Raw genomic sequence first — 20,909 nt, forward strand, 5'->3', positions numbered from 1 at the left:
CTATTTTATACTTATTTCAGCAAGTACCTTGACATTCTTTAGTACCTGTACAAACTTTGCCTTTATTTCCAAGAACCTCACTTACTAAAATCCCCCCCAGGCTAGTAGTTGTTGTATTCCAGGTATTGAAAGCTCCTGAAACTTCATGTTCTTTAATTTCTTCAAGAACATCTCCACATGGGTCTATCAAATTTAAATCTTTTGTCACTTTCAATTCTGGTGTTTTTAATATCTTTGTCTTCTTCATACTATCTACCTCCTCATTTTTTACTGGATAAAATCTCTATTAACCTGTTCAATAATAATCTACCATATTTTCCTATAGTAAACAATGGGTTTTATGTAATTTTTTTATTTTATGAGATTCTCGGGGGGGGGGTATTTTATACTTTATTTTAACAGGGCAGTTTTTTATACTACCAAAAAGAAGTCCTTTGTTTTTAGGAATGTAATTTTTAAAATGCTTTAGGAAAGAAATAAAACGGTTTTCACATTACTGCATTACAAATTTTAAAATAAAAAATATCGTAATCCTGCCTTTTGCAAGTAAAAGAACAACAGTTATGTTACACAGGAACTCTTATTTAAAGGAGAGAATACTTTCTTTTGGAGTTGTCATCAAAATTATTTAGATTAATAAGGAATTAAGTAACTATTATTTTGTTCTGAGAGGGCGTCAACACAATCAGCTACTACCTTAACTTTTATAAGTATTATATGCAGCTAAATTCCGGGCAGCTGTAGACCATTGTTTTTTATCTAGGGCACAGCTAATGACTATCCGTTCTGTATCTGAGATGGCTGAATTAAGGATATAAGTATCTGTGATCACAAGATTGTTTACTTCTCGTTTTAGGAATATTGAAAGGGTCAGACCATGCTTTGTCATTAACTAAATACTAGTTATACTCACAACCTTACATTAATTGAATGTTTTCATTAAATTTGAAGAAGTGTCCGAGTTGGTGAGTTTTATTGAGCGGATACTATGATCCAATGTATACAGTTGTTCAAACATGGTTTATTTTTCAATACTTCTCTCGGGGTCTAAGAGAGTTTTCTCCTGATGCAGTAACCAGGTTCCTACTAGATACCGGGAGTTCCATATCATAAAATGAAAATGTTATCATTTCTTGTATGTTTTCTTGATTCCAAGCGTCTGCTATTCGCTAAACCGACAGTTACTCCGTAAAATGTAATAACCATCCTCCTGTAAGCTTTAAAGCTTCACTGTCCTTTTTCAAGATCGGCTAGTGAAATTTTTAGCCTCAGATATTCGATCCGAGTAATATTAGTAGGTCTGTACTCTCGAACATCCATTCATCAAGGGAGATATCTGGTTTTATGCGCTAAGCTCGAGCGTAGTTATCATTTCTTTATTCACCCTATTGTCATGACTTTTAAAAGTGCGGCATCTTATTTGAAACTTTGCAAGTTCAGTTTGGTCTTAATTATCCATATTCCCAACCTAACATTGTAGGAAATGCGTAAAGATAAACTGATTTTGATCATTCAAACACTCCAACTCAAAAAAACCCTGACTGCTTTTGTCAGGGTAATAGAAATTATAGAAATTCAGCTCTCCCACACTTAAAAGGGCTTGGCTGCAGATGCAGCCAAGCCCTTTTTATGCTTACTTATTCAAGTTATAGAAAGAGTTGATACCGTGGTATTGAGCAGTTTCAGCCAACTGATCTTCGATGCGAAGAAGCTGGTTGTATTTCGCAACACGGTCCGTACGGGACGGAGCACCTGTTTTGATTTGTCCTGCATTAGTTGCCACAGCGATATCAGCGATTGTGCTGTCTTCAGTTTCACCTGAACGGTGAGAGATAACGGCAGTGTAGCCCGCGCGTTTCGCCATTTCGATCGCATCGAATGTTTCAGTCAATGTACCGATTTGGTTTACTTTGATCAGGATAGAGTTGCCTACGCCGTTTTTGATACCTTCAGCAAGCTTTTTCGTGTTTGTAACGAAAAGGTCGTCACCGACAAGCTGAACTTTTTTGCCAAGACGCTCTGTAAGAAGTTTGTGGCCTTCCCAGTCGTTCTCGTCAAGTCCGTCTTCGATAGAGATGATTGGGTATTTAGAAACCATTTCTTCGTACCAGTCAACCATTTCAGCAGATGTTTTCACAACGCCTTCGCCAGACAGATGGTATTTGCCGTCTTCTTTGTTGTAGAACTCAGAAGATGCAGCATCCATAGCAAGTTTCACTTCTTCGCCAGGTTTGAAGCCGGCTTTTTCGATTGCTTCAACGATTGTTTGAAGCGCTTCTTCGTTAGAACCAAGGTTCGGAGCGAATCCGCCTTCGTCACCTACAGCTGTGTTCATTCCTTTAGCAGAAAGAACGGATTTCAGGCTGTGGAAGATTTGAGCGCCCATGCGAAGCGCTTCACGGAAGTTAGGCGCGCCTACAGGCATAATCATGAATTCTTGAATGTCTACGTTGTTGTCAGCATGTTCTCCGCCGTTTACGATGTTCATCATCGGTACAGGAAGCGTTTTTGAGTTGAATCCTCCAAGGTATTGGTAAAGAGGAATCTGTAAGAAATCAGCAGCTGCGCGCGCACAAGCCATAGATACGCCAAGGATTGCGTTCGCACCGAGTTTGCCTTTGTTTTCAGTTCCGTCAAGCTCGATTAAAAGCTGATCGATTGCGTTTTGTTCAGTTACGTCAAAGCCGAGAAGCTCTGGAGAAATGATTTCGTTTACGTTGTTAACAGCAGTTAACACGCCTTTTCCAAGGTAACGGTCTTTGTCGCCGTCACGAAGCTCAACCGCTTCGTATTCACCTGTAGAAGCTCCGCTTGGCACTAATGCGCGGCCGAAAGCTCCTGTTTCTGTATATACTTCAACTTCAACTGTTGGGTTGCCGCGGGAGTCAAGGACTTCGCGTGCATAAACATCAACAATGTATGGCATGAGTTTGTCTCTCCTTTTGATTTACGCTTATTTTTGAATTAAAGATGTTCCTGTCATTTCTTTCGGTTTTTCAACACCGAGAAGGTCTAATAACGTTGGTGCGAGGTCGCCTAGGATTCCGCCTTCGCGCAGCGTCACGCCTTCTTTCGTCACAATGACAGGGACTGGGTTTGTCGTATGGGCAGTGTGCGGTTCGCCTGTTTCTGTAATCAGAATGTCCGCATTACCGTGATCAGCGGTAATGATGGCATGTCCGCCTTTAGCGATGATGGCGTCAACCACTTCGCCTAAGCATTCGTCCACTGCTTCAATTGCTTTAATCGTCGGTTCGACCATTCCGGAGTGGCCGACCATGTCAGGGTTTGCAAAGTTCAGGATGATCGCGTCGTGCTTGTCAGCCGCGATTTCTTTTACAAGAGCATCCTTCACTTCATACGCGCTCATTTCAGGCTTCAGGTCATATGTCGCGACCTTCGGCGAGTTAATGAGGATGCGCTCTTCGCCCGGGAATTCTTCTTCGCGGCCGCCGCTCATAAAGAACGTAACGTGCGGATACTTTTCAGTTTCTGCAATGCGAAGCTGTTTTAACCCGTGCTGTGCTAATACTTCACCCACCGTATTGTCAAGGTTTACCGGTTTAAAAGCCACATATCCGTCAACAGATTCACTGAAGTGAGTCAGGCAGACGAAATACAGGTTTTTCGGATGATTTTCACCGCGGTCGAAATCGCGGAAATCTTTGTTGGTAAACGTGTTTGAAATCTGGATAGCGCGGTCCGGTCTGAAATTATAGAAAATCACAGAATCGCCGTCATGAATTTTCGCAACGGGTTCACCGTTTTCTTTTGTGATGACGGACGGAATGACGAATTCATCATGAATGCCGTTCGCATAAGAATCATCGACTACATCCATCGCGTTGCGGTAAGACGGGCCTTCGCCGTAAGCCATTGCGCGGTACGCTTTTTCCACACGGTCCCAGCGTTTGTCGCGGTCCATGGAGTAGTAGCGTCCGGAAATGCTGGCGATTTCGCCGACACCGATTTCTTCGATCTGCTCATTCAGCTGCTGAATGTAAGTTTTCGCTGTTTGCGGACCTACATCGCGGCCGTCGAGGAAACCGTGAATATACACCTTCGTCAGTCCTTCACTTTTCGCAAGCTTCAGCAGCGCGAATAAATGATTGATATGACTGTGTACGCCTCCGTCAGAAAGAAGGCCGAACAGGTGCAGCGCTTTGTCGTTGTCTTTCGCGTTTTTGATGGCGTCAAGGAACGTTTGATTGCGTTCGAATTCGCCTTCGCGGATGGCAACGTTCACGCGTGTTAAGCTTTGGTACACAATACGTCCTGCGCCGATATTCAAATGACCGACTTCAGAGTTCCCCATCTGTCCTTCAGGCAGTCCGACTGCTTCGCCTGATGCCGTCAGCGTCTGATGAGGGTATTGGTTCCAATAACGGTCGAAATTCGGTTTTTTCGCTTGTGCGACTGCGTTTCCGACTGTTTCATTGCGTAATCCGAACCCATCAAGAATGATGAGTGCAGCTGGTTTTTTACTCATATTGACCTTCCTCCAATAATTGAACGAATGACTGCGGTTCAAGGCTTGCGCCGCCGACCAAAGCACCGTCAATATCGGACTCTGCCATATATTCTTTAATATTTGCAGGTTTTACGCTGCCGCCGTATTGAATGCGGAGCTTGTCAGCAGTTTCCTGGCTGAAGCTTTCAGCAACGACTTTACGGATATGCGCGCAGACGTCGTTAGCATCTTTCGCTGTAGAAGATTTGCCTGTTCCGATTGCCCAGATTGGCTCGTACGCAATAACGGAAGCGGCAACTTGCTCTTCAGAAAGACCCGCAAGACCTTTTTTCACTTGATCGGCAACAAGACCATTTGTTTTTCCGGCTTCGCGCTCTTCAAGTGTTTCACCTACGCAAATGATCGGCACAATGCCGTGTTTGAAAGCGGCATGCGCTTTTTTGTTAACTGTTTCATCAGTTTCAGCGAACATTTCACGGCGCTCAGAGTGGCCGATGACGCAGTAATCCACGCCAAGGTCTTTCAGAGCGACCGGGCTGATTTCACCTGTGAACGCACCGTTTTCTTCAAAATGCATGTTTTGGGCGCCGACTTTCAGGTCAGTTCCTTTAACAGCAGAAGTCAGCTTTTCTAAGAAAAGAGCTGGTGCGCAAACAACGGCTTCCGCTTTGTCTGCTGCTGGAATGGAAGATTTCACTTCTTCAACGAAGCTGACAGCTTCGCCGAGTGTTTTGTTCATTTTCCAGTTACCGGCTATAATTGGTTTTCTCATCTGTTCCACTTCCTTATAGCAGTTTTTATTTATCGTTCAGCGCAGCTACACCCGGAAGCTCTTTGCCTTCCATGAATTCAAGGGATGCGCCGCCGCCTGTTGAGATATGGCTCATTTTGTCAGCAAGGCCGAATTTTTCAACGGCTGCCGCAGAGTCTCCTCCGCCGATGACAGAGTATGTATCGTTTGCCTCTGCCAATGCTTCAGCCACTGCTTTTGTGCCTTGAGCGAACAAGTCGATTTCGAATACGCCCATCGGTCCGTTCCATACGACAAGTTTGCTGTTTTTGATAACTTCAGCATACGTTTCGCGGGTTTTCGTTCCGATGTCGATCGCTTCTAAATCACTTGGAATCTCAGAGATCGGCACGATTTGAACGTTTGCATCGTTAGAGAAATCATCAGCAACGAGCACGTCTTCCGGCATATAGAATGTAACGCCTTTTTCTTTCGCGCGGTCCATGAATGATTTTGCAAGTTCGATTTTATCTTCTTCAAGCAAAGATTTACCGACTTCATAGCCAAGCGCTTTTACGAATGTGTAAGCAAGACCTCCGCCGATGATCAGGTTGTCCACTTTATCAAGCAGACTTTCGATTACGCCGATTTTGTCTTTTACTTTCGCGCCGCCGATGATTGCCGTAAACGGGCGCTCAGGATTTGTCACGGCTTTGCCGAGAACGTCAAGCTCTTTTTCCATCAGGAATCCTGCAACCGCCGGCAGATGCTCGGCAATTCCGGCTGTAGATGCGTGAGCACGGTGGGCAGCACCGAATGCGTCATTGACATATACATCCGCAAGCTCAGCAAATGCTTTAGCAAGCTCAGGATCGTTTTTCTCTTCACCAGGGTAGAAACGTACGTTTTCCAATACAAGAACGTCTCCGTCCTTCATATCAGAAATTTGTGCTTTTACAGCATCGCCGTAAGCTTCATCCGCTTTTTTCACTTCTTTGGCGAGCAGTTCGCCTAAGCGTGCAGCGACAGGAGTTAAACGAAGCTCCTCAACCGTTTCGCCTTTCGGGCGGCCTAAGTGGCTCGCAAGAAGGACTTTCGCGCCTTGGTCTGCAAGGTGTTTGATTGTTGGAAGCGCAGCGCGGATACGAGTATCGTCTGTTACTTCCCCGTCTTTCATTGGAACGTTAAAGTCAACGCGGCAGAATACGACTTTGCCTTTTACGTCGATGTCTTTTACTGTTTTTTTATTCATGCCTTAGGAGATCCTCCTTCAAAATGGTTTGCATAGCACGAAAAACGTGAAACGTGAAACCGCCTCATGATGCTTCCGCCGCGGGGCAGATTGCAGCTTCCGGGCACGGGGCAGATCGTCTTCTGAGCCAGGGCAGGCGGCTAAGAAAACGAAAGTGCCGCGGAAACTTCAAAACGCGGACGTTCTGCAGCAATCCGGCGCTTTCTGAAAGCCGGTTCTCATGGAAAAAGGGAAAGGGAGTCCGTCCCCTTCCCTTGTCCGCTTTCATTATAGCGTTTCTGTCCGAAAGAACCAAGTCCGGCCCTTTCCGGGAGCTATGAATTAAAGACCTTGTTTTGCGATGTAAGCTGCAAGGTCAACAACGCGGTTAGAGTAGCCGCTTTCGTTATCGTACCAAGAGATTACTTTTACCATGCTGCCTTCCATAACCATTGTAGAAAGAGCATCGATTGTAGAAGAGTTAGCATTGCCGTTGTAGTCTCCGGATACTAATGGCTCTTCGCTGTAGCCAAGGATTCCTTTAAGGTCGCCTTCAGCCGCTTCTTTAAGAGCTGCGTTTACTTCTTCAGCTGTTACTTCTTGGTTCAGTTCAGCAACCAAGTCAACTAGAGAAACGTTTGGAGTTGGAACACGCATTGCTCCACCGTTCAGTTTGCCTTTTAGTTCAGGAAGAACTAGAGAAACTGCTTTAGCAGCACCAGTTGATGTTGGGATGATGTTTTCAGCTGCTGCACGCGCACGACGGTAGTCTTTGTGCGGAAGATCAAGGATTTGCTGATCGTTTGTGTAAGAGTGAACAGTTGTCATCATACCGCGTTTGATGCCGAATTTATCGTTAAGTACTTTTGCAAACGGCGCAAGGCAGTTTGTTGTGCAAGATGCGTTAGAGATAACATCGTGGTTAGCCGCATCGTATTTATCTTCGTTAACACCCATAACGATTGTGATATCTTCTTCGTTAGCAGGAGCAGAGATGATTACTTTTTTCGCGCCAGCTTCTAAGTGTTTCGCAGCGTCTGCGCGTTTTGTGAAGAAACCAGTAGATTCAACTACGATTTCAACGCCTTGTTTGCCCCAGCTAAGTTTAGCAGGATCGCGTTCTGCAGAAACTTCAATTGTTTTGCCGTTAACAACAAGGTTGTTACCGTCAACTGAAACTTCAGCGTCTAATTTTCCGTGTACAGAATCATATTGTAAAAGGTGAGCCAGCATGTTAGCATCTGTTAAATCGTTAACCGCTACTACCTCAACTTCAGGATTGTTTAATGCTGCGCGGAATACGTTACGTCCAATACGACCAAAACCGTTAATACCGACTTTTACTGCCATGATTGTTTCCTCCTTTAAATAAGTGAGAGATATTTATATTGAGGGATTATTCATCCCTTAATAACTTCTTTGCGGCTCCTTCGTCTGTGACGAGAACCGTGTTGCGTGGCTTTTTAAAGTAAGCCTCGATCGCCTCGGCTTTTGATGATCCGCCCGCTACCGCAATAATATCAGGGATGGCGTCTATGTCATCCAGCTGCATTCCGACAGAATGCACTTTGTGAACCACTTCGCCGTCCGCGTTAAAATAGTAGCCGAACGCTTCTGTCACCGCGTCGTTATCATCTATTTTCTTTAAGTCTTCTAAAGGCGTGTTTCTGCGCTGAGCCATAGTTTTAGCTTCGCCGATTCCATGAACCAGCATACTCGCTGATTTAATGGTGTTCAGCACCTCTTTGACAGAAGGCTCTTCAATAATAGATGAATAGGCGCCTTGTGACAGCTGTCCCGGAACAAACAAAAGCCGGTAAGTGCCTGAAGCCTTCTCCGCCATATGCGCGCATATGGTGTTCGCCTGGTTTTTCACATCTTCGCCTAAACCGCCTCTTGCAGGCACAAACAAAAGCTCGCGGTTTTTAGAATCCGGCGTCATCATTTCGGCGACAGCTTCAATTGTCGTACCGCCAGTTACAGCGACGATATTTTTGCCTGAAAATCTTTTTTTCATACATGCGACAGCCGCTCTTCCCATTTCTTTTTTGACCCATGGGGATTGATCGCTGTCTCCGGATACGATAATGGCATCCTTCAGATTTAAACGTTCTTTTAATGTCTTTTCCAAAAGAGTCAAACCTAAAACATCTTTCATCGTATCTTCCAAAACAGAAAGCAGTTCATAGCCCTCTTCTGTCAATGTCATGCCGTTTGTCTTAATATCGACCAGGTTCTGTTCCTTTAAAAACTGAACCTCGCCCCTCAGCACACGCTCGCTGATTCCGAGACTGGCAGACAGGCTTCTTCGCCCGATGGGTTCTGTCAGCCTGATATACTGCAAGATTTCAAACCTCTTTTGCATAACGAGCAGAAGATCAGGCAATAATTTTTTTTGAGCTTGTATTAACTGGTTCATGACTCAAACGTTCCTTCCTTTTTTGCTGGACATTATACGTCCCGCTATGACAAAAAACGTCCCGTCATAGCCAAAAAAAATTATGTCTGCTTTCTTTAATTATTTTAACAGGATGACATTGTTAATTCAACTGTTAAAGGTCAATTCCTCGACATTCTTCGCAGGATTTTCCAGTATCTCCTTGATACAGTCATTATATACAGAAACGGAATGAAGGTGACAGACAAAAGCCCGCCGGAGCTGACTTTTGTCGTAAAACGCTTTCATTTTATCCAAAGTTTTTCTATTTCTTCTAATGATTTATTTTTCGTCTCAGGGCAGATCGTCACGACAAACAAGAAACAGAGAATATTAATGACGGCGAATATCCAGAAGGTGTACGCGAGCCCCAACCCGCTGACATCATCGGCACGAACTGGCCGATCGCCCAGTTGGCCCCCCATAAGAATATCGTCGCAATACCGGCGGCGCGTGCGCGGAGGTGGTTCGGAAAGATTTCCGAAATCATGATCCACGTAATCGGCCCGACTGATACGCAGAAAGCGGCGACGAATCCCAATATGATGACGACTAAAGCCGGACCGCTCGCCAGCTTAAAATAAAAGGATGCCCCGATTAAGATCATGAACAGCGCCATAAAGGCAGATCCGACCCCCATCAGCTTTTTCCGGCCCACCTTATCGACTAAAAGAACCGCGATAATGGTGAAAATCACTTCAACGACACCGACGATGCATGTCGTGATAAACCCCGCATTCTGTCCGAAGCCCATCATTTTGAAAATTTCCGGCCCGTAATACGTAATTGCGTTCATGCCGATGACCTGATTGAATAAAGCCAGCAGAATCCCGATCACAAGCGCTTTTCTCAGCCCCGGTTTAAACAGCTGAGACAATGACCCCATTTTTTCTAATTGTAAAGACGTTTCGATTTGTTTGATTTCTTCTTTCGCGGTCTGCTCGCCGTTAATGCGCGTCAGCACGGCGAGGGCTTCATTCCGGCGCCCTGCTTTCGCAAGCCAGCGCGGACTTTCCGGCACGATAAGCAGCACGATAAAAAAGATGACGGACGGAATCATGCCGTAAGCGAGCATCCACCGCCAGCCGGTGTGCACCCCCCATTCATATGAGCCGGACTGCTGGACGGCGAGGTTAATAAAATAAGTGCCGGAGATCCCTAATATCGTAAACAGCTGATACAGTGAAGACAGACTGCCGCGTATGGCCGGCGGAGCGGCTTCGGTAATATACGTGACAGAAAGCGAGGAGCCCATGCCGATTCCCAGACCGCCGATGACTCTGGCGATCACTAAGGAAGACACACTTTGAGAAAGCGCAGAGACAACCGCTGACACCGCAAACAACAGCGCCGCTGCCATCAAAATCTTTCTCCGTCCGAAACGGTTGCTCAAAAATCCGGAAATCCCGACGCCGAAAACACCGCCGATCATAATGCTTGAAATCACGAGCCCTTCCATAAAAGGACTTAAGCGGTACAAATCTTTCAGGAAACCGATGGCGCCGGAAATCACCGCCGTGTCATAACCGTACAAAAGCCCTCCCAGTCCGGCTGCGCATGAGATGAGAATAACAAACCACTTGGAATGCTGCCGAGTGACAGGTACATTTGAGCCAATTGGTGCCGGGTGATTCTTCATGAATTTTACCCTCCCGCGAATAATAGAATAAAAACGCTTACAAATCTGAGTGCGGCGCTTGATGTTGCTTTGTTTTCTTCAGAACCGCCGCATTTGTACGTACTTATAAAGAATTTTATCTAAAAATAAGGAAAATTAGTACGTACAAATAAAGAATAAGCAGTTTTTCATAATCTGTCAATTACTTTTACAGCTTGATGAAAGGGCTTACTATGTTATACTGGAATTTGTCCGTATACATTTTGGGGGAATTGATATGCTACCGAAATATGCTCAAGTAAAAGAAGAAATTTGTTCATGGCTGAATCAAGGAAAAATACAGCCGGACGAAAAGCTGCCTACGGAAAATGAGCTGATGCAGCAGTTCGGCGTCAGCCGCCATACCATCAGAAAGGCGATCGGAGATTTGGTCTCGCAGGGGCTGCTGTACAGCGTTCAGGGCGGAGGCACCTTTGTCGCTTCACGCACGGCGAAATCAGCCATGCATTCAAACAAAACGATCGGTGTCATTACAACGTACATATCAGACTATATTTTCCCGAGCATCATCAGGGGAATTGAATCTTATTTAAGCGAACAGGGCTATTCCATGCTGCTGACGAGCACCAACAACAATACAGAAAGTGAGCGGCGCGGCCTTGAAAACCTGCTGTCCAAAAATATAGACGGGCTGATTGTCGAGCCTACGAAAAGCGCGCTGCAGACGCCCAACATCGGCTACTATCTCAATCTGGAGAAAAACGGCATTCCGTTTGCCATGATTAACGCCTCTTATGCGGAGCTGGCCGCACCGAGCTTTTCCGTCAATGATGTCAAAGGCGGCATGATGGCTTGCGAATACGTCATGTCCCTCGGCCACACGCACATTATGGGTATCTTTAAAGCGGATGACACGCAGGGCGTCAAACGGATGAACGGCTATCTTCAGGCGCACCGGGAGCGCGGGATTTTCCCGTCTCCGGACATGATCGTGACTTATACGACTGAGGAAAAAGAAACCGTGCTTCTTCAAAAAATTAAGCATACCCTTGAGCAAAACAGCGGATCATACCCGACGGCCATTCTTTGTTATAATGATGAAATTGCGCTGAAGACGATTAATCTTCTCAGAGAATTCGGCTTAAAGGTGCCTGATGACGTGTCAATCATGGGCTATGATGATTCACATTTCGCCCAGATTTCCGAGGTGAAGCTCACCTCTGTCAAGCATCCGAAATCCATTATGGGGAAAGCGGCGGCAAAATACGTCATCGACTGCTTAGAGCATAAAAAACCGAAGAAGGATGACGTCGTGTATGAACCGGAACTCGTCATCCGGAATTCCGTCAGGCGGATCGGCGAATAAAAAAAGCAATGTGCGCGGCACATTGCTTTTTTGCTCAGCTGTTTTTTAATTCGGCGATGATTTCAAATGATCTCATTCTGTCGGCATGCTCAAAGCTTTCTGAATTCACCATGATTTCATCCGCCTGTGTTGTCCGGATGAAGCTTTCCAGCTTTTCCTTCACACGCTCCGGTCCGCCGACGATCGTTGAACTGAGCTGATCATTAACCATCGCTTTTTCATACGGCGACCAGATTTGATCCATGTCTTCAACAGGAGGCTTCAGCTGGTTCGGCGTGCCGCGGACGAGGTCTAAAAATCTTTGATAATGCGATGTTGCCAGATGCTCCGCCTTTTCATCCGTATCGGCGGCAATGACGGTGACGCCGACCATCGCGTACGGTTGATCGAGTACGTCTGACGGACGGAAGGAGCTGCGGTACAGCTCAAGGGCGGGCACGGTGTTTTTCGGTGAAAAGTGAGCCGCAAAGGCGAACGGAAGCCCGAGCTCTCCCGCAAGACGCGCGCTGAAGCCGCTTGAGCCCAGAAGCCAGATCGGCACGTCCAGCCCTTCGCCCGGAATGGCGCGGACTTGATTGCGCACATTGCCTGACGGTTTGAAGTAATTTCTCAATTCTTCAAGCTGCTCCGGAAAATCTTCCCCGCTGTTTATGTTTCTTCGTAAGGCTCTCGCCGTTAATTGGTCGGTTCCCGGCGCGCGTCCGAGCCCCAGGTCAATCCGCCCCGGATATAACGTTTCAAGGGTTCCGAATTGCTCCGCGATCACAAGTGAAGAATGATTCGGCAGCATAATACCCCCAGAACCGACGCGGATTTTTTTCGTGCCGCCGGCGATGTGGCCGATCAGCACCGCTGTTGCCGAGCTGGCAACTCCTTCTATATTATGATGCTCCGCAAGCCAATAGCGGTTATAGCCCCACTCCTCGGCGCGGCGCGCTAAATCCATGCTGTTGCGGAACGATTCAGCAACCGTTCCTCCCTGTACGACCGGCGATAAATTCAATACGGAAAACGCAGTATCTTTCAATGTATGTTCAGCCATCGTTTTCTCCTTTGCGGTTTAGTGTAAGCAGATCTTAAACAAGGTCTCTACCACACACCTTACCACAGCTTTTCCCGTGAGTTAAACAATTTGATTCGATGATCTTCGAACAATCAGTCAGCGGCGGTTTTCTTACGGATGAACAGCTCCTCGGCGACATCAATAAAAAGCTTGGCGGCAAGTGATGCGTCTTTCATGGAAGGAACCGCCAGCTGCACCTCCCTGAATACATCCGGCGCAAACTCTTTAATCACCACTTCTTCCGGGAGGGGATTGCCGGCCATGGACATATCGGATAAGATTGCCATGCCCAACCCCTCCCGCACCATATTGATGGACGTGCTGACATTAAACACGGTAAAGGCCGCGCAAAGTTCGGCACCGGCTTGTTTAAACAGGCCTGCAAAAGGTGACGTGTAACCGCCTTCGCAAACCACCATCGGTTCACCGTCCAGATCTTTTATCGTTACGGTTGAGCGTGCGGCGAGAGGATGATCTTTATGCATAACCGCTGCCATTTTGTCTTTTTTCAGCAGAAAGTAATCCATATCCTCTGTCGGGAACAGCAGAATGCCCGCGTCAATCATCCGGGATTGCAGCCATTCTTTTACTTCGTCCGCCGTTCCTTCATGAAGCACCAACTCAAGCTTCGGATACCGTTTTTTAAACACGCTGATCAGCTTTGGAATGAAATAAGCGGAAGCGGCCGGAAATGTGCCGATGTGTATCGTTCCCTGTTCAAGCCCTCTTTCCGCGGCCGCCAGCTGCTCGGCTTTTTCTATGCCTTTGAGCACCTCTCTGATATGGACGAGAATTTTTCCGCCCGTGTCCGTGAGCCTTACGCCGTTGCGGCGCTCGCGGATGATCAGCTTGATGCCGAGCTCTGACTCAAGCGCAGAGATGGCATGGCTGACAGCGGGCTGCGTCATATTCAGCGCCTGCCCCGCTTTTGTAAAGCTTCCCGTTTCAGCGATTTGAACAAAAACCCGCAGTTGTGTAATCGTCATAACGTTTTACTTATGCTCCTTATAAAAAAGATTCATTTTATTTATCTTACTGATTACCGTATCATATGATGGAATTGTTCTACAAGGAGTGAACGACGTGAAACAGCTTTCGAAAATACAGACGGCTCTTATGCTGGCGTTTCTAGTCACGGTATGGGGAATTAACTGGCCGCTGACAAAGGCCGCGCTTGCCTATTCGCCGCCTCTTCTGTTTGCCGGAATCCGCACGCTGATCGGCGGACTTCTATTATTAATGGTGGCGCTGCCCCGTTTTAAAAAGCTGCGTTTTAAAGAAACGTGGCCGATCTATCTTATTTCTGCCATTTTAAATAATTTTCAGCCATCGTGTTTTTCCAGCCGGTTTTAATGGGCGTTTTTTCTTGGCTGTGGCTCGGGGAATCGATGTATCCTTTAAAAATAGCCGGTCTTATTCTGGGCTTTGCCGGTGTCGCCGTCATCAGCGCAGCCGGTTTCGGAGGCCATATTTCCATCGCCGGCATTCTTTTGGCCTTAGGCTCTGCGGTCAGCTGGGCGCTCGGCACGGTATATGTGAAAAGAACGGGCGGACGCGCGGATTCTATCTGGATGGTCGCTCTTCAGCTTCTGATCGGCGGCGTGCTGCTTGTCAGCTCCGGCCGTTTTTCAGAAAGCTTTTCAGCCATTCAATGGAAAGCTCCATTCATTCTCAGCCTTCTGTTCATTTCAGTTTTTGTTATCGCGCTCGGCTGGCTCGCCTTTTTTACGCTTGTCGGTTCAGGGGAAGCAAGCAAGGTTGCCTCTTACACCTTCCTGATCCCGCTCATATCCATTGTCGTCAGCTCGATATTCCTGCATGAGCCGCTTACCGTCAGCCTTTTAGCCGGACTGCTTCTGATCGTCACAAGCATTTGTTTTGTGAATATAACACCGAAAAAACTGAAAACACCTGCTCTGGCCGCAGAAAAAAAGGCCGTTCATTAAAAAAACTCTTGCCGCGGGGCAAGAGTTTTTTTATTTATTGACGTCTCCCTTTCACAAGATACGCAGCCGTAATGAGGAGATAGATGGCCGCAGTGATGCATGTGATGACGATGGATGTCGTCGCAATTACGCCGATCAGGATGGCCAAAAGCGCAAGCACCGCGAACCATGTCGTGTATGGGAACCATTTGACGTAATAAGCCGGCTGTTCTGTTGAATGTTTTCTTGATTTCAAATGGGCGAAGCCGATAATCAGCCAGATGAACAGCACCGTATAGCCGAGTGAACCCATCAAATAATTAAACGTCCGGCTTCCTGCGAATAAAGAAATCAGGACGCCTACATATAAAAATGACGTACAAGTCAGAATCGCATAGACGGGAACCTTTTTCTTCGATAGTTTTGAAAAAACTTTCGGCACCCGGCCGTCAGAAGCCTGCGTAAACAAGACGCGGGATGATCCGTACAGTCCCGAATTCATAGACGAGATAATCGCAAGAAGAATGACGGCATTCATAATATGGTCGGCACCCGGAATTCCGATCATCTTAAATACTATGACAAACGGGCTTTCGGGAACGCTGTTGACTTGATTCCAAGGAATCAGGCTGACGATGATGAAGAACGGCAGCAAGTAAAAAGCGACAATCCGCGTTAACGTGCTTCGGACAGCTTTCGGGATCACCTTTTCGGGATTTTTTGTCTCCGCCAGCGTGACGCCGATGATTTCCGTTCCGCCGTATGAGTAGATCACGACGAGCATCGCCGTAATGACGCCCCCCGCTCCATGCGGGAAAAATCCTCCGTGATCCGTTAAATGAGACAGCCCCGGCGCCGTGTGATTGCCGAATGAGAAAAATAAAAGCAGAATCCCGCATAAAATAAAGATGACAATCACTGTAATTTTAATAAGCGCGAGCCAGTACTCCGTCTCGGCAAACAGTTTCACAGAAAGCATGTTTACGACCGTCACCACGATGGAAATGATCAGAGCCAGTATCCATATCGGACATTCCGGCAGCCAATATTGAATGAAAATGGCGGCTACGACCGCCTCCGCGGCAATATTGAGCACCCACATTTTCCAATAGATCCAATCTAAAAAGTATGCAGCGTACGATCCGAGCGACTGCTGAACCAAATCACGGAACGTCCTTGCATGTTTGTTTCTGACTGCCATTTCGGCCAGCCCTTGCATAATAAATAGCAGAATGATTCCGCCGAGGAGGTAGGCCAGCAGCACGGACGGCCCCGCCTCATCAATCGCCGTGCTGCTGCCTTTAAAGAGCCCGGCCCCGATCGCGCCTCCAAGCGCCATCATCATAATGTGTCTGGACGACATCGTCCGTTTTAACGTTTGCTTGTCCTTTTCCATCTATCACACGCCCTCTCGCAAAAAGTGTTCATCACATAAAAAAGCACGCCGCCTCTTTAGGAAAAGAGACGGCGTGCCTTAGGCAGCCGCGGTACCACTCTTGTTGATCCCGAAATATCCGGAATCCAGCTTAAAAACCTTTTAACGAAGGTCAGCCGTTAGGACATAGGGAATATTCCGACAATTCCGTTCCGCCCTGCCACTTCCGGGCGAGTTCAAAGAACAATCAGTCCGCGTTGCACCAACCCGCGGCTCTCTTTTTCTGACTGGATTCTTTTACTGCTCCCGTTCACAGTGTTTTATGTTAAATAAATCTCTTGAGTTTTTATTTTCTGAATATAGTATCATAATATACAGTCTTCTATTTTCAAAGTCAATACTAATTTTTGCCGCCTATTGTCCTACCCGGTGATTCGGAAATTTCAGCTGAAATCCGGACACAAGGCTTTGCTTTCCGGGCGCCGCGCTTTCCGCTTTCACCTTTGTGTTTGCGTATAAAAACAGCGCAAGCGCAATGCCGAATGATATGACGAGAATCCATACTTTTTTCATTCAGGTGCCTCCTCACTTTCTATCATCGGCGGCTTTTTCTCTTTTTTTATATACAAAATTGAAAAAACAATTTTAAAATTCTGTTTTCCTTATATTGAAACTTGCTTTATCATAAAAGTATGCGTTTACATTCAAGTAGGGAGGTTATAGCATGACCCCTGTGAATTCAAGCAGCATCGGGAAGATTCAGGCGGCCAGCAAAGGTTTGTCGCCAAAATTGAGAGCGATTGCACACCATATCGTGAAGGAACCGAAAGACGTGATTCACCTTTCCATCATTCAGCTGGCGGAAAAAACGAAAAGCTCTGAAGCGACGATTTTCAGGCTGTGCAAACGGCTCGGTTTTTCCGGCTATCAGGATTTAAAAATCGCGCTTGCTCAGGAGATCGTTCAGGAGCCGGTGCAGCACATTCATGAAGAAATGAGCCCCGACGACGATATCGAAGTCATCATCCGGAAAGTTTTCCGCACAAACATTTCCGGTCTGACCGATACCTTTCATTTATTAGATCCGGCCGACGTTGAAAAAGCGGTAGAAATGATCCACCGCGCGGACAGAATCGAATTTTACGGAAACGGCGGTTCCGGGCTGATCGCCACAGACGCGTATCATAAATTTATGCGTACGGGTATAAATTGCATCGCGCACACGGATTCTCACTTTCAGGCGATGTCAGCTGGTCTTCTCGGTCCCGAAAGCGCAGTCATCGGCATTTCTCATTCGGGGAGCAACAAGGACGTGCTCGACGCGGTGAAAACGGCCAAATCGCTCGGCGCCGGCACGATCGGCATTACAAGCTACCAAAAGTCGCCGCTCACCCAGATTTCCGACGTGGTGCTGTATACGTCAACAAGGGAGACGGCTTTCAGAACGGAAGCAATGTCCGCAAGGCTTGCCCAGCTGTCGGTCATTGATACACTGTATTTCGCCACGGCCCGGCTGCGGCAGGAGAAAACGCTCGCCAACTTGCAGCGAATCAGAAAAATGATCGCGCACAAACGTTTGTAATCGCTTTCTGAATATTTATTTTTCAAAAGAGAGAATACCGATACAGCGGGAATTGAGGCAATTTTATGAAAAAAATTTTCTTCTTCATCGTTGATTTATAAAAAAATTATTCCTATAATTGACTTTGTAAGGGCATACATTATCAATCTATCTTATTATTCAATCAGATTAGGCGGGATATATTATGAAGGAAACCCAAGCTGTTATCGGTCTGGATATCGGCACGACCAGTACGAAAGCCGTTCTGTTCGGACCAAGAGGCAAAGTGTTAGCCAAGCATTCGGTTCACTATGATTTAATACAGCCAAAGCCGGCATGGGCCGAGCAGGATCCTGAGCACATTTTGGAAGCGGTTATCGGAAGCATCAGGGGAGCCGTCACAAAGGCCGGACTGAGTCCTGACAATCTGCTTGCAATCGGCATCAGCACCGCCATGCACTCATTGATAGCTGTCGATCAAAACGGCGGCCTGCTGACCAAAAGCATCATTTGGGCGGACAACCGCAGCGCCGAGCAATCAAAACGGATTTTAAAAGAGATGAACGGTTTTGATATTTATAAAAGAACGGGTACGCCGATTCACCCGATGTCTCCGCTTTCCAAAATTGTCTGGATGAAAGAACAGGACAAGGAGACATTCGCGAAAACCGCCAAATTCATCAGTATGAAAGAATATATTCTGCACGAGTTTTTCGGAACTTATGTCGTCGATTATTCGATCGCTTCGGCAACGGGGCTGTTCCGTTTAGATACGCTTTCCTGGGATGAAGAAGCGCTCCGGATTGCCGGAATCCGGGAAGATCAGCTGTCGGACATCGTGCCGACCACTCATCAGCTGCGCGGCCTTGCGCCGGAAATCGCTGCACGGATGGGCATTCATGCGGATACACCGTTTATTATCGGCGCAAATGACGGCGTGCTCGCCAACCTTGGAGTCGGCGCGATCGGCAAAGGCGAAGTGGCCGTTACGATCGGAACGAGCGGAGCCGTGCGTTCGGTGACGGATGCGCCGATTATGGATGAAAAAGCGCGGACATTCTGTTACGCGCTGACTGACAAGCATTGGGTCATCGGAGGCCCGACGAATAACGGAGGCATTATGCTGCGCTGGCTTCGAGACGAATTCGCTTCTCCGGAAGTCGAAACGGCGAAGCGGCTCGGCATTGATCCGTACGATTTAATGATTGATATCGCTGATAAAGTGCCCGCAGGCTCTGAGGGATTGCTGTTTCTGCCGTTTTTATCAGGGGAGCGCGCGCCGTTTTGGAATCCGAATGCCCGCGGAACGTTTTTCGGCATCAGCCTCCGCCATAAACGGGAGCATTTTATCAGAGCGGTGCTGGAAGGCGTCATCATGAGCGTCTTTTCAATCGGTGTCGCACTGAGAGATTTGGCGGGCCCCGCAAAAGACGTGCGGGCTTCAGGAGGATTTGCGAGATCGCCGCTTTGGAGGCAGATTTTGTCCGATACGATGGGACGGGAAGTCCTCGTTCCGGAAAGTTACGAAGCCTCGGCGCTCGGAGCGGCCGTTCTCGCTTTGCACAGCCTTGGCGAAATGGAACGGATCGAGGATGTTCAGGACTGGATCAGAATTTCTCACCGTCATGAACCGAACGTCAAAAACAGCGAAACATATATTGAGCTGTTTTACTTATACGAGCGGCTGTATGACAAGCTCAAAGATGAATTTGACGTCATCAGTGAATTTCAGCTCAAACAAAGCCGTTAATTCTTCTTTGAAAGGGTGAAAAGGTCATGTTACTGTTTATTGTCATTGCCGCTATTATCGTTTTACTCTTATTGATTACGGTCGCTAAATTAAATCCGTTTATCAGTCTTTTGATTACATCCATCCTTGTCGGTTTCGCAACGGGCATGAATCTGCCGGACATTATCGCTTCGATGAAAACCGGGCTCGGCAATACGCTGTCGCTGCTTGCGATCGTGCTGGCCCTCGGTACGATGCTCGGAAAAATGATGGCTGAATCAGGCGGTGCGGAGCGTATCGCCCACACCCTGATCGGCCGCTTCGGCAAAAAGAAAGTGCATTGGGCGATGATGGCCGTCGCTTTTATCGTCGGCATCCCGGTCTTTTTCCAGGTCGGTTTCGTCCTGCTCGTGCCGCTTTTGTTTACGATTGCGATTGAAACCGGCGTTTCATTAGTGACGATCGGGATTCCGCTCCTTGCGGGACTTTCCGTCGTGCACGGATTGGTTCCGCCCCACCCGGCGGCGATGGCGGCTGTCGGCATTTATCACGCCAATGTCGGAAAAACGATTTTGTTTTCTTTAATCGTCGGCATTCCGACTGCCATCATCGCGGGGCCGCTTTACGGAAAATGGATTGGTAAGCGCATTCATAAACCCGTTCCCGAACTGTTGAAAAAACAATTTATTGAACGGAATGAAAAACGCAAGCTTCCGGGATTCGCAAATACATTGTTTACGATATTGGTACCGGTGATCCTGATGCTTATGGCAACGCTTGCCGAAATTGCGCTTCCGGAAAAAAGCGCGCTCTATGAAACTTTTAAATTTATCGGCGACCCTGTCACGGCGCTTTTGATCGCCACGGTGTACTCCTTTTTCAGCCTTGGTTTTTATCAGGGCTTTGACAGAGAAAGCATTTTAAAATTCAGCAATGACTGTCTCGGACCGATCGCTTCCATTCTGCTTGTGATCGGAGCCGGCGGCGCTTTTAACAACGTCCTGATTGATTCAGGCGTCGGCACGTATATTGCTGACATTGCGAAGCATTCAAGCTTCTCTCCCGTTCTTTTAAGCTGGACGATCGCAGCGGTCATCCGTGTCGCCACAGGTTCAGCGACTGTCGCCATGATGACGGCGGCCGGCATTGTTGCACCGATTGCATCTGTCATGCCGGGCGTCAGCAGTGAGCTTCTCGTTTTGGCAACGGGAGCGGGCTCTTTGATTCTGTCACATGTCAATGACTCCGGTTTCTGGCTCATTAAAGAGTATTTCGGAATGACAGTAAAAGAAACATTCCTGACATGGACGGCGATGGAAACGATTATTTCTGTCAGTGCGATCTGTTTTATCATGATTATTAACGCGTTTATATAAAAACAAACCCCGGCCGAAAACCGGGGT

At 47.2% G+C, this 20,909-nt stretch carries 15 protein-coding genes, 2 pseudogenes and 1 other annotated feature; of the genes and pseudogenes, 5 read left to right on the plus strand and 12 right to left on the minus strand.

The genetic code is table 11. From position 1 onward, the window contains the following. Positions 1-16: 16 nt before the first annotated feature. The 8 genes and pseudogenes from NYE50_RS18090 to NYE50_RS18125 all read right to left on the minus strand — a co-directional run bounded on the left by NYE50_RS18090 (position 17) and on the right by NYE50_RS18125 (position 10,508). Entirely contained in the window at positions 17-247 is a 231-nt protein-coding gene (locus tag NYE50_RS18090; RefSeq protein WP_021495220.1) for a plantaricin C family lantibiotic, read from the minus strand. 1,386 nt (positions 248-1,633) lie between these two features. Continuing rightward, positions 1,634-2,926: a phosphopyruvate hydratase gene (eno, locus tag NYE50_RS18095; protein ID WP_007409956.1), complete on the minus strand. Its 1,293-nt coding sequence runs from the start codon at positions 2,924-2,926 to the stop codon at positions 1,634-1,636. A gap of 27 nt (positions 2,927-2,953) precedes the next feature. Beyond that, positions 2,954-4,489 (minus strand): 2,3-bisphosphoglycerate-independent phosphoglycerate mutase, encoded by a 1,536-nt coding sequence (gene gpmI, locus NYE50_RS18100; protein ID WP_159354601.1) that lies wholly within the window; start codon positions 4,487-4,489, stop codon positions 2,954-2,956. After that, positions 4,482-5,243, minus strand: coding sequence for a triose-phosphate isomerase (tpiA, locus tag NYE50_RS18105; protein WP_017418891.1), 762 nt, complete (start codon positions 5,241-5,243; stop codon positions 4,482-4,484). Before tpiA ends, gpmI begins: the two co-directional genes overlap by 8 nt. A 25-nt stretch (positions 5,244-5,268) precedes the next feature. After that, positions 5,269-6,453 (minus strand): phosphoglycerate kinase, encoded by a 1,185-nt coding sequence (locus tag NYE50_RS18110; protein ID WP_159354602.1) that lies wholly within the window; start codon positions 6,451-6,453, stop codon positions 5,269-5,271. Between the two features lie 321 nt (positions 6,454-6,774). Beyond that, the gene (gap, locus tag NYE50_RS18115; RefSeq protein ID WP_159354603.1) at positions 6,775-7,782 is read right to left on the minus strand and encodes a type I glyceraldehyde-3-phosphate dehydrogenase; all 1,008 of its coding nucleotides are present in this window, start codon (positions 7,780-7,782) and stop codon (positions 6,775-6,777) included. Between the two features lie 46 nt (positions 7,783-7,828). Then, positions 7,829-8,851, minus strand: a complete 1,023-nt coding sequence (gene cggR, locus NYE50_RS18120; RefSeq protein WP_009968188.1) for a gapA transcriptional regulator CggR — start codon at positions 8,849-8,851, stop codon at positions 7,829-7,831. A 263-nt stretch (positions 8,852-9,114) separates the two neighbouring features. Further along, a pseudogene (locus NYE50_RS18125) lies at positions 9,115-10,508 on the minus strand (sugar porter family MFS transporter). Positions 10,509-10,764: 256 nt separating this feature from the next. On the opposite strand from NYE50_RS18125, the gene NYE50_RS18130 reads away from it, so the two are divergent. After that, positions 10,765-11,853: a GntR family transcriptional regulator gene (locus NYE50_RS18130; protein ID WP_003151603.1), complete on the plus strand. Its 1,089-nt coding sequence runs from the start codon at positions 10,765-10,767 to the stop codon at positions 11,851-11,853. Positions 11,854-11,887: 34 nt separating this feature from the next. On the opposite strand, the gene NYE50_RS18135 is transcribed toward NYE50_RS18130, so the two are convergent. Then, complete coding sequence (locus tag NYE50_RS18135) at positions 11,888-12,895, minus strand: LLM class flavin-dependent oxidoreductase (RefSeq protein WP_053285140.1); 1,008 nt, start codon at positions 12,893-12,895, stop codon at positions 11,888-11,890. Between the two features lie 113 nt (positions 12,896-13,008). After that, positions 13,009-13,902, minus strand: a complete 894-nt coding sequence (locus NYE50_RS18140; RefSeq protein WP_053285139.1) for a LysR family transcriptional regulator — start codon at positions 13,900-13,902, stop codon at positions 13,009-13,011. Positions 13,903-13,999: 97 nt separating this feature from the next. Here NYE50_RS18140 and NYE50_RS18145 point away from each other — a divergent pair. Next, positions 14,000-14,862, plus strand: a pseudogene (locus NYE50_RS18145) (DMT family transporter). 34 nt (positions 14,863-14,896) lie between these two features. On the opposite strand, the gene NYE50_RS18150 reads toward NYE50_RS18145, so the two are convergent. Both NYE50_RS18150 and NYE50_RS18155 read right to left on the minus strand, forming a co-directional pair. Further along, positions 14,897-16,237: an amino acid permease gene (locus tag NYE50_RS18150; RefSeq protein ID WP_029973563.1), complete on the minus strand. Its 1,341-nt coding sequence runs from the start codon at positions 16,235-16,237 to the stop codon at positions 14,897-14,899. Positions 16,238-16,298: 61 nt separating this feature from the next. Then, positions 16,299-16,539 (minus strand) — a binding site (T-box leader). Positions 16,540-16,630: 91 nt separating this feature from the next. Beyond that, positions 16,631-16,789 carry a hypothetical protein gene (locus NYE50_RS18155; protein ID WP_014418916.1) on the minus strand — a complete coding sequence of 53 codons (159 nt, stop codon included), beginning with the start codon at positions 16,787-16,789 and terminating at the stop codon, positions 16,631-16,633. Positions 16,790-16,940: 151 nt separating this feature from the next. Between NYE50_RS18155 and NYE50_RS18160 the strand changes: the two genes are divergently transcribed. From NYE50_RS18160 to NYE50_RS18170, 3 genes are all read left to right on the plus strand, one after another. Next, positions 16,941-17,798, plus strand: a complete 858-nt coding sequence (locus NYE50_RS18160) for a MurR/RpiR family transcriptional regulator (RefSeq protein ID WP_159354605.1) — start codon at positions 16,941-16,943, stop codon at positions 17,796-17,798. A 184-nt stretch (positions 17,799-17,982) separates the two neighbouring features. Next, positions 17,983-19,527 (plus strand): gluconokinase, encoded by a 1,545-nt coding sequence (gene gntK / locus NYE50_RS18165; protein ID WP_029973560.1) that lies wholly within the window; start codon positions 17,983-17,985, stop codon positions 19,525-19,527. A 26-nt stretch (positions 19,528-19,553) separates the two neighbouring features. Further along, a complete protein-coding gene (locus tag NYE50_RS18170) occupies positions 19,554-20,882 on the plus strand; it encodes a GntP family permease (protein WP_014418918.1) in 1,329 nt (442 codons plus the stop codon). Positions 20,883-20,909 lie beyond the last annotated feature (27 nt).

The sequence above is a fragment of the Bacillus sp. EU55 genome, from assembly GCF_038005925.1.
Lineage (GTDB): Bacteria > Bacillota > Bacilli > Bacillales > Bacillaceae > Bacillus > Bacillus velezensis.